This window comes from Frankia sp. Hr75.2, assembly GCF_949319125.1.
In the GTDB taxonomy this organism is placed as follows: domain Bacteria; phylum Actinomycetota; class Actinomycetes; order Frankiales; family Frankiaceae; genus Parafrankia; species Parafrankia soli.
Window position 1 is genome coordinate 41,837 of record NZ_CASGGV010000297.1, and the last position, 14,829, is coordinate 56,665.

13 protein-coding genes, 1 tRNA gene and 1 other RNA gene are annotated in these 14,829 nt (G+C 73.8%); 6 read left to right on the forward strand and 9 right to left on the reverse strand.

Annotation, left to right across the window (positions count from 1 at the left end):
- From AC559T_RS23295 to AC559T_RS23315, 5 genes are all read right to left on the reverse strand, one after another.
- Positions 1 to 795 carry an ABC transporter permease gene (locus tag AC559T_RS23295; protein ID WP_071064765.1) on the reverse strand — a complete coding sequence of 265 codons (795 nt, stop codon included), beginning with the start codon at positions 793 to 795 and terminating at the stop codon, positions 1 to 3.
- The gene (locus AC559T_RS23300) at positions 792 to 1,748 is read right to left on the reverse strand and encodes an ABC transporter ATP-binding protein (protein WP_368954776.1); all 957 of its coding nucleotides are present in this window, start codon (positions 1,746 to 1,748) and stop codon (positions 792 to 794) included. Before AC559T_RS23300 ends, AC559T_RS23295 begins: the two co-directional genes overlap by 4 nt.
- A 34-nt stretch (positions 1,749 to 1,782) precedes the next feature.
- Positions 1,783 to 1,965 (reverse strand): hypothetical protein, encoded by a 183-nt coding sequence (locus tag AC559T_RS23305; RefSeq protein ID WP_131624679.1) that lies wholly within the window; start codon positions 1,963 to 1,965, stop codon positions 1,783 to 1,785.
- Positions 1,966 to 1,986: 21 nt separating this feature from the next.
- Entirely contained in the window at positions 1,987 to 2,343 is a 357-nt protein-coding gene (locus tag AC559T_RS23310) for an excalibur calcium-binding domain-containing protein (protein ID WP_498870118.1), read from the reverse strand.
- A 37-nt stretch (positions 2,344 to 2,380) separates the two neighbouring features.
- Positions 2,381 to 2,468, reverse strand: a tRNA-Ser gene (locus tag AC559T_RS23315).
- 116 nt (positions 2,469 to 2,584) lie between these two features.
- On the opposite strand from AC559T_RS23315, the gene ffs reads away from it, so the two are divergent.
- From ffs to recR, 4 genes are all read left to right on the forward strand, one after another.
- Positions 2,585 to 2,681, forward strand: an RNA gene (ffs, locus tag AC559T_RS23320) — signal recognition particle sRNA small type.
- Between the two features lie 36 nt (positions 2,682 to 2,717).
- Positions 2,718 to 5,336, forward strand: coding sequence for a DNA polymerase III subunit gamma and tau (locus AC559T_RS23325; RefSeq protein ID WP_498870119.1), 2,619 nt, complete (start codon positions 2,718 to 2,720; stop codon positions 5,334 to 5,336).
- A 106-nt stretch (positions 5,337 to 5,442) separates the two neighbouring features.
- The gene (locus AC559T_RS23330) at positions 5,443 to 5,907 is read left to right on the forward strand and encodes a YbaB/EbfC family nucleoid-associated protein (protein WP_165938508.1); all 465 of its coding nucleotides are present in this window, start codon (positions 5,443 to 5,445) and stop codon (positions 5,905 to 5,907) included.
- 13 nt (positions 5,908 to 5,920) lie between these two features.
- Positions 5,921 to 6,520, forward strand: coding sequence for a recombination mediator RecR (recR, locus tag AC559T_RS23335; RefSeq protein WP_020463975.1), 600 nt, complete (start codon positions 5,921 to 5,923; stop codon positions 6,518 to 6,520).
- Between the two features lie 59 nt (positions 6,521 to 6,579).
- On the opposite strand, the gene AC559T_RS23340 is transcribed toward recR, so the two are convergent.
- A complete protein-coding gene (locus AC559T_RS23340; protein ID WP_112109023.1) occupies positions 6,580 to 7,167 on the reverse strand; it encodes a hypothetical protein in 588 nt (195 codons plus the stop codon).
- A 649-nt stretch (positions 7,168 to 7,816) separates the two neighbouring features.
- Here AC559T_RS23340 and AC559T_RS23345 point away from each other — a divergent pair.
- Positions 7,817 to 8,269 carry a hypothetical protein gene (locus tag AC559T_RS23345; protein WP_498870120.1) on the forward strand — a complete coding sequence of 151 codons (453 nt, stop codon included), beginning with the start codon at positions 7,817 to 7,819 and terminating at the stop codon, positions 8,267 to 8,269.
- Between the two features lie 114 nt (positions 8,270 to 8,383).
- Here the strand turns inward: AC559T_RS23345 and AC559T_RS23350 are convergent, their stop codons facing one another.
- Complete coding sequence (locus tag AC559T_RS23350) at positions 8,384 to 11,440, reverse strand: AfsR/SARP family transcriptional regulator (RefSeq protein ID WP_498870121.1); 3,057 nt, start codon at positions 11,438 to 11,440, stop codon at positions 8,384 to 8,386.
- Between the two features lie 153 nt (positions 11,441 to 11,593).
- Between AC559T_RS23350 and AC559T_RS23355 the strand changes: the two genes are divergently transcribed.
- Positions 11,594 to 12,820, forward strand: a complete 1,227-nt coding sequence (locus AC559T_RS23355; RefSeq protein ID WP_498870122.1) for a class I SAM-dependent methyltransferase — start codon at positions 11,594 to 11,596, stop codon at positions 12,818 to 12,820.
- 8 nt (positions 12,821 to 12,828) lie between these two features.
- Here AC559T_RS23355 and AC559T_RS23360 read toward each other — a convergent pair whose 3' ends face one another.
- Positions 12,829 to 13,887 (reverse strand): zinc-binding alcohol dehydrogenase family protein, encoded by a 1,059-nt coding sequence (locus AC559T_RS23360; RefSeq protein WP_498870123.1) that lies wholly within the window; start codon positions 13,885 to 13,887, stop codon positions 12,829 to 12,831.
- 70 nt (positions 13,888 to 13,957) lie between these two features.
- Positions 13,958 to 14,542, reverse strand: coding sequence for a TerD family protein (locus tag AC559T_RS23365; RefSeq protein WP_112106418.1), 585 nt, complete (start codon positions 14,540 to 14,542; stop codon positions 13,958 to 13,960).
- Positions 14,543 to 14,829 lie beyond the last annotated feature (287 nt).

Sequence of the window (14,829 nt, forward strand, 5' to 3'; positions counted from 1 at the left end):
TTATCTCGCGGGCACGCGGAGGAAAAGCCGGCGCGACCAGAGGTAGCCGAGCAGCGCGATCAGGGCGCACCAGCCGATCGCGAGCCACAGGTCGGAGTCCGTCGCCGCGCCCGTGACGAGTGCGCGCAGGGTGTCGATCATCGGGGTGAACGGCTGGTGCTCCGCGAACTGGCGCAGCCCGGCCGGCATCGCGTCGGTCGGTACGAAGGCGCTGCTGATGAACGGCAGGATCACCAGGAACAGCGGGGTGTTGCTGGCCGTCTCGACGCTGTCCGCCGCCAGGCCCATGCCGACGGTCAGCCAGGTGAGTGAGAACGCGATGAGGATCAGCAGCCCGATCGCGCCGAGCCAGCCGAGCGGACCGGCGTCGGAGCGGAACCCGAGCAGGAACGCGAACGCCGTCACGATCACCACGGCGAATCCGGTCCTGATGACAGCCCCCAGCACGTGGCCGGTGAGCACCGACACCCGGGCGATGTCCATGGTGCGGAACCGGGCGATGATCCCGGTGGTCATGTCGGTCGCGGTCGAGATCGCGGTGCCGAGCGCGACGCTGGCGACGGTCATGATCAGGATGCCTGGCGTGATGAACACGAGGTAGTCGCCGCGGTCTCCACCGCCCTCCTGGCCTGGCAGGCCGGCGCCCAGGGTCCCGCCGAACACGTACACGAACACCAGCAGGAAGACGATCGGCTGTGCGACCAGCATGATCGACAATGAGGGATAGCGGCGGATGTGCAGCAGGTTGCGCCGCAGCATCGTCGCCGAGTCACGGACGGTGTAGGTAGTGCTCATGCGGGGATCTCCTCGGCCGCGGGCGCCTCGGTCGCGTGGCCGGTGAGCGCGAGGAACACGTCGTCGAGGTCGGGGGACTCGACCGTCAGGCCGGCGACGCCGTCGTCGTCGAGGCCGTCGAGCACGCGGCGCAGCCCGGCGATGCTGCCGTCGCCCGGCACCCGAAGGGTGAGCGCCTCGGCGTCGGTGGTGGCCTCCGGATGCGCCGCCGCGGCCGCGGCCAGCCCCGCGGCGTCGGTGAACTGCACCGACACATGCCCGCCGGGCACCCGCCGCTTCAGCTCCGCCGCCGTGCCCTCGGCGACCAGGCGGCCGCCGTCGAGGACCCCGATCCGGTCGGCCAGATGGTCGGCCTCGTCGAGGTACTGCGTCGTCAGCAGCACCGTCACGCCGTCGGCGACCTGCTCGCGCACGATCGCCCACAGGTCGCGACGGCTGCGCGGGTCGAGACCGGCCGTCGGCTCGTCGAGGAAGATCAGTCGGGGCCGGGCGATGAGCGTCATCGCCAGATCCAGCCGCCGCTTCATGCCGCCCGAGTAGGTCTGCGCCCGCCGGTCGGCCGCGTCGACGAGATCGAAGCGCTCCAGCATCACGGTCACGGCGGCGGTCGCGGTCACCCGGTCCAGGTGCGCCAGGTCGGCCATCAGTCGCAGGTTCTCGCGGCCGGTGAGCAGCTCGTCGATCGCGGAGAACTGCCCGGTGACACCGATCGCCGCGCGCACCCCGGCAGGCTCGCGTCGTACGTCGAAGCCGGCGACGCGGATCTCGCCGTCACCGGGGGTCAGCAGGGCGGAGAGGATGTTGACGATGGTCGTCTTGCCGGCGCCGTTGGGTCCGAGGAGCGCGTAGACGGTGCCCTCCGGGACGGTCAGGTCGACTCCGTCCAGCACGGTGTGGTCTCCGTAGGACTTGGTGAGTCCGGAAACCTCGATCGCGGGGTTGGTGGCGGTCACGCCGCCATGCTGGAGCCCTGACGCAGGGTCAAGGTCAAGCCAGTGCCCGCAGGAGACCTTTCTGGGCGCTCCTTCCGCCCACCAGATGACAGTTGTCGGCCGCCTGCGCGACGCTTGCTGCCGACGTCCGAATCTCGGGAAACCGTGTTGTGGCTTCGCTTGCGACAGCCGACGTCACGAACACGTTCACGACGTGTACGCCCAGCTCGTCGAACACGCCTGGCGTCGTCAGCCAGTCTCATTCGCACGCGACGCCGTCGTGGTCACGGTCGAGCTTGCTGCTGTAGCCCGGCTGGCCCTGGTACAGCGGGGCAGCGCCAGCCGCGCGCGCCTCGGCGCAGGACCCGAAGGAGACGGCCGCCGGCGCGGGTGCCGCTGGCGGCGGAGCCTGCGCGGGCTGCGGTGCGGGCTGCCTGTGGTGCGGGCTGCGCAGCCGCCGGAGGCGGAGGCGGGGCCTGCTGCTGCACCGCCTGCGTCGGCGCGGGAGCGGGAGGCGGCGCCGGCCGGCGCACTCAAGCTGGTCGTCGGAGTGTGTCACCGGGACCCGGTCGGCACCTGCGAAGCTCAGGCAGGGAGTGGATCTCTGAGAGAGCATCTCCACTGGTGCTGAAGTGCTCTTACCCACACTCGTATGGCGGAGGATGAGAGATTCGAACTCTCGAGGGGTTGCCCCCAACACGCTTTCCAAGCGTGCGCCCTAGGCCACTAGGCGAATCCTCCGTGGGGGAGCCTATCCGACGGCGGGCCCGAGTGGGGTCACCGGGGGCGCGAACGGGGTCACAGGCGGGCACCGGACCCTCCCGTCCCCGATCGCCGGCGGACCGCTAGACTGCCCAGCAGACCCCTCGTGCGGCGCTACCCTCGTGAACTCCCCCAGGGCCGGAAGGCAGCAAGGGTAAGCGGGCTCTGGCGGGTGTGCGGGGGGTCCTCCTCGTTCGGACGATCATCTCGAGCATCCGGAGCAGGCGAGTGAGCACAGCGCTGTACAACAGGTACCGCCCCGCGACGTTCGCCCAGGTTGTCGGCCAGGAGCACGTCACGGAGGCACTGGGGCACGCGCTGCGCTCCGGGCGGCTGCACCACGCCTACCTGTTCAGCGGCCCGCGCGGCTGTGGGAAGACCTCGTCCGCCCGGATCCTGGCGGCCTCCCTGAACTGCGAGAAGGGGCCGACCCCGGAGCCGTGCGGGGTGTGCGATCAGTGCGTCTCCATCCGCACCGGCTCCTCGATGGACGTCACCGAGATCGACGCCGCTTCGCACGGGCTCGTCGACGATGCCCGTGACCTGCGGGAACGCGCCTTCTTCGCGCCGGCGTCCGCCCGGTTCAAGGTGTTCGTGGTCGACGAGGCGCACATGGTCACGGCGGCGGCGTTCAACGCGCTGCTGAAGGTCGTCGAGGAGCCGCCGTCCTACCTGAAGTTCGTCTTCGCCACCACCGAGCCGGACAAGGTCATCGCGACGATCCGGTCCCGGACGCACCACTACGCCTTCCGTCTGGTGCCTCCTGGTGTGCTCCGCAAGCACCTGGAGTCGATCTGCGCGCAGGAAGGCGTGGTCGTCGAGCCGTCGGTGCTCCCGCTGGTGGTGCGGGCGGGCGCGGGCTCCGTCCGGGATTCGCTCTCCGTTCTCGACCAGCTTCTGGCCGGCGCCGGCGACGGCGGGCTCAGCTACGAGCGCGCGGTGGCGCTGTTGGGCATGACGGACGGCATCCTGCTCGACGAGACTGTGGACGCCCTCGCCGAACGCGACGGCGCCGCGCTGTTCACCGTGGTCGACAGTGTGGTCTCCTCCGGTCACGATCCACGCCGGTTCGCGACCGACCTGCTCGATCGGCTCCGTGATCTCATCGTGGTCGCCGCGGTACCGGACGCGGTGGAACGCGGCCTGCTCGAGGCGTTCTCCACCGACCAGGTGGACCGGATGCGCGCCCAGGCCGGCCGGATCGGGCCGGTCGAGCTCTCCCGGACGGCCGACGTCCTGCACGCGGGTCTGGTCGAGATGCGCGGGACGGCGAGCCCACGGCTGTTGCTGGAGCTGATCCTCGCCCGCGCCCTCCTCCCGGGCGCCGCCGGGGATCCGGCCGCGCTCGCCGTCCGGCTCGAGCGGCTGGAGCGCCGAGCGGTGGTCGGCGGCGGAGCCGGTGCCGGCACGGCCCCGGCCGGCGGCGCCGAGGTCGGTGGTGCGACGCCCGCCGACGCGAGGTTCGGTGGCGCCCGGCCCGCTGACGGGGGGCCCGGCGGCACGGGGTTCGGTGGCGCCGCTGACGGCGCTCACGGGCAGGCCGCGGGCCGCGAGGTTCCTCGCGGCGCGAATGGTTCCGGGGCCGGTGTCACCGCCGCCCCGACGGCCGGGGATACCGGCCCGCGGATGCCCGCGCCGGCCGTGGCCGCGGCACACGCCCCGGCGCCGGCGGCGCACACCCAGGCGGCCCGGCCGGCTTCGGCCGCACGGCCCACGATGCCGGCTGCCGCGGCCACCGGCGGGGGCAGGCTCGACGCGGCGGCCCTGAACGCCCGCTGGGACGAGGTGCTCGCGCTCGCCGTCCAGCGCAGCCGGCGCACCCACGCGATCCTCAAGGACTACGCCTCGGTCGCCGAGGTCCGCGGGGACGAGGTCGTCCTCGCCTTCTCCGCACCGGCCATGGCGAAGATGTTCGGCCAGGGGAACAACGTCGAGATCCTCGCAACCCTGCTGGCTGAGAAGTTCGGTGGGACATGGCGGGTCACGATCGGCGGTGGCCCCGGGTCCTCGGGAGACCGTCCCCAGGCACCGCGCGGGGGGCCCGGCAGCGGCCGGCCCGACAACGGCGGCGGCAGCGGCGGGCCGGGCGGCTATGGCGGTCCCAGTGGCCCGGGCGGGTCGGGTGGTCAGAGCGGTCCGGGTGGCGGCCAGCGGGGGCCGGCCGAGCAGGCCGGTGGCGGCTGGTCCGCGGAGGCGGTGGCCCCGCAGCGGCCCAGCGGTTATCCGGTGAACGCGGGCGCTCCCGGCGGCTGGTCCGCGGCGGGAGCCGTCGAGAGCCACGGCTCGGCTGCCCCAGGGGCCGCCCTCCCGGCTTCCTCCATTCCCTCAGGTGTCCCCGCTCCCTCCGGTGTTTCCGCCGCGCCGGCGTCCATGGCGTACGCCGGGTCCTCCGGCCCAGCGGCGCAGGACGGCCTCCCCCGCCCGCCGGCCGGCCTCCACTCGGCGACGGCCACAGCCAGCCTGGGAAACGCGAGCGTGAGCAGCGCGGCCGCGGGGTCCGGTGTGGGCTCCACCACCGTCGCCGCCCCCCGCCCGGGCACCGCGGAGGCCGGGCTCGCCGCGGCGCGGGCGGCGGTGAGCGCAAGAACCGGCCTCAACGGCTCCACTCGGACGTCGACCGGTCCCGGTGGGGGACCGAGAGCGGCGGGTGCGGCAGGCGCGGCGCGGGCGGGGGGTGCCCCCGTGGCGGCGGCGTCGATGTCCGCCACGGACACCGCGCCGGACGAGGTCTCGCTCGACGACGAGGACGCGCCGACCCAGCTCGACGGGGCCCGGGGCGGCGAGGACGCGGCCGTGGCCCTGCTCCGCACGAGTCTGGGCGCGACGGTGATCGAGCAGTCCGGCTGACGGACGAACGCCGGTGGGTGACCGAGCGGGCCGGGTGGGCGGTTCGGGTGGGCAGTACGGGTGGCTGACGCCGGTTCGGGGCCCGGCGGCACGTAGGCTCATGGTCATGTCGAACCCGCAGATCCCCGCTGGTGGCGGGGCCAACCTGGGGCAGATCCTCGAGCAGGCGCAGCGGATGCAGTCCGCCCTGTTCACCGCCCAGCAGGAGCTGGCCGAGGCCCGGGTCGAAGGCTCGGCCGGTGGCGAGCTCGTCGTTGCGACGGTGAACGGCGGCGGTGAGCTGGTCGACCTCGTGATCAAGCCCGAGGCCGTGGACCCCGAGGACACCGAGACCCTCGCCGATCTCATCCTCGCGGCGGTGCGTGACGCCACCACCAACGCGCACCGGCTCGCGGCCGAGAAGATGAACGCGGCGACCGGCGGTCTCGGTGGCGCGCTCGGCGGTCTCGGTGGCGCCGTCGGAGGGCTCGGCGGGCCGGGCGGTGGCGCGGTCGGCGGTGGTCCCGGCGCGGCCCGGGCGCTGCCGGGTGGCGGGGCGCTGGGCGGCCTGGGTATTCCCGGGCTCGGCTGAGTCAGCCGGCGCCGTGTACGAGGGCATCGTCCAGGATGTGATCGACGAGCTGGGGCAGCTCCCGGGGATCGGTCCCAAGAGCGCGCAGCGCATCGCGTTCCATCTGCTCGCCGCGGACCCGGCCGATGTCCGCCGGCTCGCCAGCGCGTTGACCGAGCTGAAGGAAAAGGTTCGGTTCTGCCGGATCTGCTTCAACGTGGCCCAGTCAGAGCTGTGCCGGATCTGTTCCGACCCGCGGCGTGATCCGACGTCCATCTGCGTGGTCGAGGAGTCGAAGGACGTCGTCGCGATCGAGCGGACCCGTGAGTTCCGCGGCAAGTACCACGTCCTCGGCGGGGCCATCAATCCGATCGGCGGTGTGGGGCCGGACGACCTGCACATCCGCGAACTGGTGGCCCGCCTCGCCGACGGGACCGTCACCGAGATCATCCTGGCGACGGATCCGAACACCGAGGGCGAGGTGACGGCGTCCTACCTGGCCCGCCAGATCGGCCCGATGGGCCTGACCGTCACCCGCCTGGCGAGCGGGCTGCCGATGGGCGGCGATCTGGAGTGGGCCGACGAGGTCACGCTCGGCCGCGCCTTCGAGGGCCGGCGGATCGTCAGCGCCTGACCGAGGGGCCGGGCGGGCCGGGCCCGGCCCGCCCGGCCCCGGCTCGGCCCGCCGCTGTGTCAGAACCCCAGGATCGGGGCGTAGGCGGAACTGGGGATGGACGCGAGCGTCAGCAGCACGACGCTCATGTCCAGCGAGTCCGCCACCGGCTCGAACTCCGCGTGTAGCCCTCTGGTGGCGTAGACGAGGACACCGGAGTCGCGCATCACGCGCACGCCGAACAAATGAGTGGCGCGTACCCACCACACCCGTCCGCCGGCGCGGATCCGCACCTGCCGCGCGTCGCGGCTCAGGCCCGTCGTGAGCCGCTGGAGGCGCCCGGAGGGAAGCCCGGGCTGGTCCAGGTAGCCGACGATGTCGCCGGACGGGCCGTGCACGATGATCCGGGCCGGGCTGCCGGGCGGCCCGGGCTCAACCAGGCTCATCTCCGCGGAGATCTCCTGCTCCCAGGGGAGCATCTCGGCGGCCCAGATGCGTTCTCCGCGCAGAATCCGCTTGCCCAGCGTGCCGCCGTCGGGATGGCCGCGCGGCAGCAGCCCACCGACGACACGGCCGGCGCCCTCTATCCGCCAGGCAACCGAGACGATCGCCCCCGCGGGGGTGTCCGGGTATTCGACTGCCGTCGCGAGGGAGTCGGTCACACGCATATGCGAGATCCGCCTAGACATCCCGGCCGGGGGCGGCCGGGACGCCGGTGGCACGGACGGCGGCGTGCGGATCGGGAGGCCCCGGCAGCGGGGTGGCGACACCAGCGCCCACCGCTGCCCGGCTCGGGCGGGGTCGCGGATGGGGCCGGGACGGCACCGGAAGCGCCCGACCATAGGATGGTGTGCAGATGCCAGTGCACGCACGCCTGCGGCTGCACGTGCTGGTGCCGGTGAGCACACGTCTGCGAGGGATGGCCGTCACGCCTCACCTTCCGACCCCCGGCCCTGTCACTGGCCCGGTCAACCCGCCATCTTCGATTTGTCCAGTCACACCGTGTCGACCATGCCGGCCCGGTACAAGCTGGAGTTCCAGCCACAGATACCACACCACTGCGCTATGCATGCAGATGCTACGTGCCGTGCGGACTGTCCGGAGTCCAACGGGCACAACTTTCCCGGCAGTCTCAGGCCACGGCGCCGCGGCTCGGCGGGCGCGGGCGTGTGGACGCACCCCGGAGCAGCGCCCGCCGGACCCCGGCATGGCACCCGGCGGACCCCGGTGCGGCGCCCTCCGGGGCCGGGGACAAGGTGGAACCATGCCTGGGAACCAGGCCAGTACCCGTCTCGACCAGGTGAGCAGGAGCGGCCAATGATCATCAGTTCGCATGTCGGTGCCGGCGCGTTCGTCGGTATGGCCGTGCCCAGGCTGGGGCCGGCGCTGGCCGCGGGCTTCCTCTCCCACCTCGTGATGGACGCGCTGCCGCACTGGGGCACCGGGCCCGGCACCGAGTCCGAATGGCTGCCGATCGCCCGCAAGGACGGCGTGGCCGGCCTCGCCGCGATGGCGCTGCTGACGGCCGCGGCGCCGGCGGACCGCCGGATCGGGGTGCTCGCCGGCATGGTCGGCGCCTGCCTGCCCGACACCGACAAGGTGGGCCGTTACTTCGTCGGTTCGAGCCCCTGGCCCGCCCGTTTCGACCGGTTCCACGAGGCGATCCAGAACGAGGCCCGGCACCGGCTGCCCCGGGAGGTCGCGACCGCCGCCGCCCTCACCGCCGCCGGCACCCTCGCCCTGCGCCTGCTCGCAGCCCGCCCCCTCTGACCCGACGCACCCACGACACGCCTACCGGCTCTGTGAAGCCAAGCCAGGCCCCTGCCAGGGCAGGCGGAACGATGTGTGGCGGGTGAGGGGGTCCATGGACGTCTGTGGACCCCCTCACCCGCCGCGGATCTCCGTGGTGATGTCAGCCAGGTCGTCGAGGGCTGTCTCGGTGGCGGCGATGACGGTGCGGGTGGCTCCGGCGGCGCGTTCGGCGGTGGCGGCGGCGAAGCCGAGGGCGTCGTCCACCCAGCTGTCGGCTCCCGCGAGCATCGCGGCCTCCGCGCCGTAGCTCGGCTTGACCGCCTGCGAGGTGACGGCGCCGAGCAGCCGCGCCGCCGGCCGCGGCCGGCCGAGGCGCTGGAAGAGCACGACGAGGTTACGCAACGTGGTCAGCAGGTGGGTCAGCGCATACTGGTCGCGCCAGTGTCGCAGCACCTGCGCGAAAGCCTCGACGGCCTGCTGCGGGTCACCGCAGCGGGCCCGGACGGACACCGCGGACACCCGTGCCACCCCGCCCAGGTAGGGGTTGTCGACCGAATCCGCCAGGGCGACCGCGCGGTCGAGCAGCCGCAGGCAGCGGTCCGGGTCGCGGTCAAGGATCAGCTCGGCCTCGCCGTAGGCCAGCCAGCCGAGCTCGGACGGCGCGAGCGGCCCCGCGGGGGCCTGGCTGAGGGCGGCCCGGCCGTCCTCGGCGTGCCCCGCGTAGGCGTGCGCGATCGCCACGTTGAGCAGCCCGGCCACCTCGGCGTGCGGGTCGGCGCAGGACCGCGCCGCGGCGACGAGCTCCCAGCCGTGGTCGACGGCCTCGCCGATCCGGCCCTGGTAGGAGGCGGTGTCGCTGAGCAGTTCGAGCGGGAACCGGCGTTCGGGCGCGTCACCGGCGATCAGCCGTCCGCGCTGTGCACAGGCCACGGCGAGCTCGAGTTCACCGGCGCTGACGTACCAGCATGCCGCCGTGGCCAGGGTGGTCGCCGCGGCCCCCGCCGTCACGCCGGGTGGCAGGCCCGCGGCGAGATCCGACACCAGGTCCGCCAGCCGGTGGGGCTCGCCGCCCGGCGGCGGGTGCAGCCCGAGCGAGCGGACGAGTTCCACCGCGGCGTGCAACGGCTCGACCCGCAGCCGCGTCATCGCGAACACGTGCATGCCGGCCGCGATCTCCACGGCCAGCGGGGGATCTTCGCGCAGCGCCCATGTCTGGGCAGCGCGGGCCTCGACCATCAGGTCGGTGATCCGGCTGTGCCCCGCCGCTTCCCGCGGGGTGCGCAGGACCGCGTCCGCGGCCCGCACCTCGGCGAGGATGTACCGGGCGTGTTCCTGACGCAGCACGGCGTCGGACGCGCCGAGCTGCCGTCGCGCGTACTCGCGGATGATCTCCAGGAGCGAGTAGCGGGCCGGTACCCGGGACGGATCGACGACCACCAGCGACCGGGCCACCAGGGCGTCGAGCAGATCCAGCGCCTCCGGTTCGGGCAGGCCCGCCAGCGCGGCGACGTCCGCGGGACTCACCGGGCCCGCGAACGCGCCCATGGTCCGCAGCATCGCGCGGTGCGGCGCGTCCAGCAGCGAGACCGACCAGCCGACCACGTCGGCGAGCGTGCGGTGGCGCGGCGTTCCCACCCGGCGGACGTCCCGGAGCAGGCCGAGGTGGTCCTCGAGCCGGTCGGCGAGCTCGGGCAGGGACATCGTGCCGCTGCGCGCGGCCGCCATCTCGATGCCGAGCGGCAGGCCGTCCAGCCTCCGGACGATGCGGTCGGCCGCCTCGAGGTCTCCGTCCGAGGCCGGTCCGGCCCCCGGAACCGGCGCCGGGCAGGCGGCTCGGACGCGGTCCCAGAACAGGGCGTGCGCGGGTGCGTCCGGGCCGTCGACGCGCAGCGGGCGTACCGGCCAGCAGTGCTCGCCGTCCACGCCGAGCAGCTCGCGGCTCGTCGCCAGCACGCGCACACCGCGACCGTTCTCGACCAGAGCCGATGCGACGGCGGCGGCCGCGGCCACCACGTGCTCGCAGTTGTCCAGGATCACGAGCGCGTCAAGCTCGGCGGCGGCTTCGAGGGCGGCACCGGCGTCGCCGTCGGCGCCGCGCATGCCCAGCGCGTCCGCGACGAACGCGGGGACGGCGGTCGGGTCGGCGACGGTCGCCAGCTCCACCATCAGGACGCCGTGCGGGAACCTGTCCGCGAGGCGGTCGGCGAGGTACAGCGCCAGCCGCGTCTTGCCGACCCCGCCCGGCCCGAACATGGTGACCAGCCGGGCCGACGCGAGCAGGTCGCAGACCGCGGCCGTGTCAGCCTCCCGGCCCAGCAGGGACGTGACGGGCCGGCGAGGCCGACGGCGCCGTCCCGAGCCCGCCGCCCCAGCCGCCCCAGACGCCCCAGACGGGCCGGCTGGGCCGGCTGGGCCGGAACCTGTCGGCTCAGCCCTTTCAGGGGCGGGGGCCGCTGTGGGGGCGGCGGTGGGGGCTGCCGTGGACAGTGCCGCGGCCTGGGCCGCGCGCAGCGCCGGGCCCGGTTCGAGGCCCACCTCCGCCAGGGCCGCGTGCGCCCGGCGGTAGGCGTCCGCGGCCTCGACGGCCCGCCCGGAACCGCTCAGCGCCCCGAGGAGGGTCCCCCAGGCGCCCTCCCGCCACGGGTACTCGGCGAGCAGTTCCTCCGCGGCACCGACCGCCTCGGCCGGGCGCCCGACCGCCAGCAGCAGCGCGGCCCGGGACTCGCGCGCCGCGCCGCGAGCCTCGCCGAGGCGCACCGCCACCGGTCGCAGCGCCGGGTCGTCGGTCAGCTCGCCGAAGGCCGGGCCCCGCCAGAGGGCGAGCGCGTCGTCCAACGCGGCGAGCCGCGCGGACGCGTCCTGGACCTGCCCGGACAGCCGCAGCAGATGCTCGAAGACGGCGATGTCGACCTGTTCCGGGGCGAGCCGCAGCGACCACCCGCCGGGATGGGTCGGCAGCGCGTCCCCGAGGACCCGGCGCAGCCTCGAGATGTAGGAGCGCAGCGTCGCCTCGGCCGACGGCGGCGGGGACTCCCCCCACACGGCATCGACCAGACGCGCGGGAGGCACCACGTCCCCCACGCGCGATCCGAGGATGGCCAGCAGCAGCCGCTGTGTGGGGCTGCCGATGGCGATCGGCAGCCCGGCGGCGTCCACCATGTCCACCGGGCCCAGCAGGCGCACGCGCACGAACCGATCATAGGAGTCCCATGGGTCCACAACCCGTCACACGCCGGACACGCCACCCCCGCGCTATCCCGCTGCAAGCCGGCCGCATCACTCCCGCAGTCCACACCCGGATGCTGAAGTCATCACCCGGCGTCACGATGGAGCGGATAAATCATGACAATCATCACCGACTCGGCCACGGGCACGCCCGACGGCACGTCCGCCGCGGTCGAGGCGTTCGCCCAACGGGTCTTCGACGCGGTGCTGGGCGCCCAGGAGGTTCAGGCGATCTATCTCGGCGACCGGCTCGGGTACTACGCCGCCCTCGCCGAGCGCGGGCCCCTCACCTCCTCCGAACTGGCGGACGCGACCGGCAGCACGGAGCGGTACGCCCGTGAGTGGCTCGAGCACCAGGCGGTCTGCGGCTACCTCACCGTCGCGGCGGACGTCGACCAGGACGAGAACGCGGACCGTGGCGCGGGCGGAAGCCGGGACGAGCATGGCGACCGGGGCGCGGGCGCGGAGCCCGCAGGAGACGGGCAGGCCGCGGGCACGGCCGAGGCGCTCTCCCGCCGTTACCTGCTGCCCGCGGGGCACGCGGAGGTCCTCGCCGACGTCGACAGCCTGAACTACCTGGCTCCGCTCGCCCGGTTCGTGGCCGGAGCGGGCCGGCAGCTCGGCGAGATCGCCGAGGCGTTCCGGACCGGCGGAGGGGTGAGCTGGGAACGGTTCGGCGCCGACGCGCGCGAGGCCCAGGCCGCCGCGAACCGCCCGATGTTCCTCTCCCTGCTGTGCCAGGAGCTGCTGCCGGCCGCTCCCGAGGTGCACGCCACGCTGGTCGCCGGCGCGCGCGTCGCCGACATCGGCTGTGGGGCGGGATGGTCATCGGTCGCGCTGGCCCGCGCGTACCCCCGAGTGACCGTCGACGGCTTCGACCCGGACACCGAGTCCGTGCGGCTCGCCGAGCGCAACGCCGCCGCCCTCGAGGTGACCGACCGGGTCACCTTCACCGACGCCGACGCCGCGCAGGCCGCGGACGGCGAGGCGGTGGGCGGCTACGACCTGGTGTTCGCCTTCGAGTGCGTCCACGACATGGCGGACCCGGTTGCCGTGCTCGACGCGGCACGCCGCCTGCTGACCGCCGGCGGCAGCATGATCGTCATGGACGAGCGGTGCGCGGAGTCGTTCCACGCCCCCGCGGGCGAGATCGAGCGGCTGCTCTACGGGTACTCGCTGGTCGGCTGCCTGCCGGACGGGATGTCACGGCAGCCCTCGGTGGGCACGGGAACCGTGATGCGCCCGGCGACGCTCGCCGGCTACGCCGAACTCGCGGGTTTCACCTCGACGGAGACGCTGCCCATCGAGCACGACTTCTTCCGGTTCTACCGCCTCGTCCCGTAAGCCGGCCGTCAGACGCCGTCCGGGAACATCACGGCGGCGCCGTCCACCCGGTCGCGTGCGAGGTCCTCGAGCGCCTGGTCGACGGCCGTCAGCGGGTACGGGGTGGTTGTCACCGCGAGCCGGTGGCGCCCGGCGATCTCCAGGAACTCGCGGCCGTCGGCGCGGGTGTTCGCGGTCGTGCTGCGCACCGAGCGCTCCTGGAACAGGTGCCGCTGGTAGTTCAGGACCGGGACGTCGGTGAGGTGGATCCCGGCGATCGAGAGGGTGCCGCCCCTGTCCAGCGCGGCGAGCGCGACCGGGACCAGATCGCCGACCGGCGCGAACAGGACCGCCCCGTCGAGCGGCTCGGGTGGGGAGTCGTAGGCGCCGGTCGCGGACGCCGCGCCGAGATCGAGGGCGAGGCGGCGGGCCCGGGCGGACCTGGTCATGACGTGCACCGTCGCACCCTGGGCGATCGCCACCTGCGCGGCGAGGTGCGCGGACGCGCCGAACCCGTAGACGCCCAGCCGGCCGCCGGGCGGAAGCTCGGCGCGCAGCAGCGCCCGGTAGCCGACGATCCCGGCGCACAGCAACGGGGCCAGCTCGCCGTCGCTGTAGCCGGCGGGCAGGCGGTAGGCGTAGTCCGCGTCGACGACGGCGTACTGGGCGTACCCGCCGTCGACGTCCCAGCCTGTGTAGAGCGACGCGGGGCAGAGGTTCTCGGCGCCGCGCCGGCAGTAGGCGCACGTCTGGTCCGTTCCGGCGAGCCAGGCGATGCCGAGCCGGTCACCCAGCCGGATCGGGGCCGCCGGGGCCGGATCCGGTGGCCGGGAGCCGGCCGGCCCGGAAACCCCATGGCCCCCGGGACCGAGCGCGTCGACGTACCCGACGATCTCGTGACCGGGCACGGTGAGCGGCCGGTGCGGGGGGAGGTCGCCCTCGGCCAGGTGCAGGTCCGTCCGGCAGACGCCGCAGGCGGCGACCTTCAGACGGACCTGACCGGGACCGGGCTCGGGGATGGGCAGCTCGACCGCGCGCAGTGGCGCCGTGGCCACCGGCGCGGGGCGGGTGACCTGCCAGGCCAACACGCGACGCACCCCCCGTCAGCGGCCGGTCAGCCCGCGGGAACTGACCCGCAGGCACTCAGCTCGCGGGCGGTCAGACGTTGACGCCGTGGTCGCGGGCGAGGCCGCTGAGGTCGTTGTGCCCCTGGCCGACCGCGCGGAACTTCCAGTCGGCTCCGTTGCGGTACACCTCGCCGAAGATGACGACCGTCTCGGTCGAGTAGTCCTCGGAGAGGTCGTAACGGACGAGCTCGGTGCCGGTCTGGTCCACCACGCGGATGTAGGCGTTGCGGACCTGGCCGAAGTTCTGGGCCCGGTTCGCCGCGTCGTAGATGGAGACCGGCACGACGATCTTGTCGATCTCCGCCGGAACCAGGCCCAGGTTGATGTTGACGGACTCGTCGTCGCCCTCGCCGGCGCCGGTCACGTTGTCGCCGGAGAGCGTGATGGCGCCCTCCGGGGACTTCATGTTGTTGAAGAAGACGAAGTGCCCGTCGGACAGTGCCTTGCCGTCGTTCTTCACGCCGATGGCGGAGGCGTCGAGATCGAAGTCGGTGCCGGTCGTCGTGCGGGCATCCCACCCGAGCCCGACGGTGAGCGCGGTCAGCGCTCCGGTTCCTGCCTCGGCGGCCTGCTTCGTGAGGCTGACGTTGCCGCCCTTGGCAAGGCTGATCGCCATGACGAATGTCCTTCCTGAAGGATCCCTTTAACGCCGACGATCCTCCACGTCGAGGACCATCGGACCAACACGGTCGCTTCCCGGGTCACCCTTGCACACAAGGCCGAACTCTCCGGGTAAGCCGTCGGTCGGATGACACACGTGCCACCGGATGACCGCCACGCGTGATCGCTCTCCGGTCACACAGGCGATCCGCCGTCCCTCGCAAGGCCAACGAAGCGGGGGCGGGCAGGGTTTCCGGCACGAGCCGCCGCCGGTCGGGATCCGCGGATCCCGACCGGCGGCGG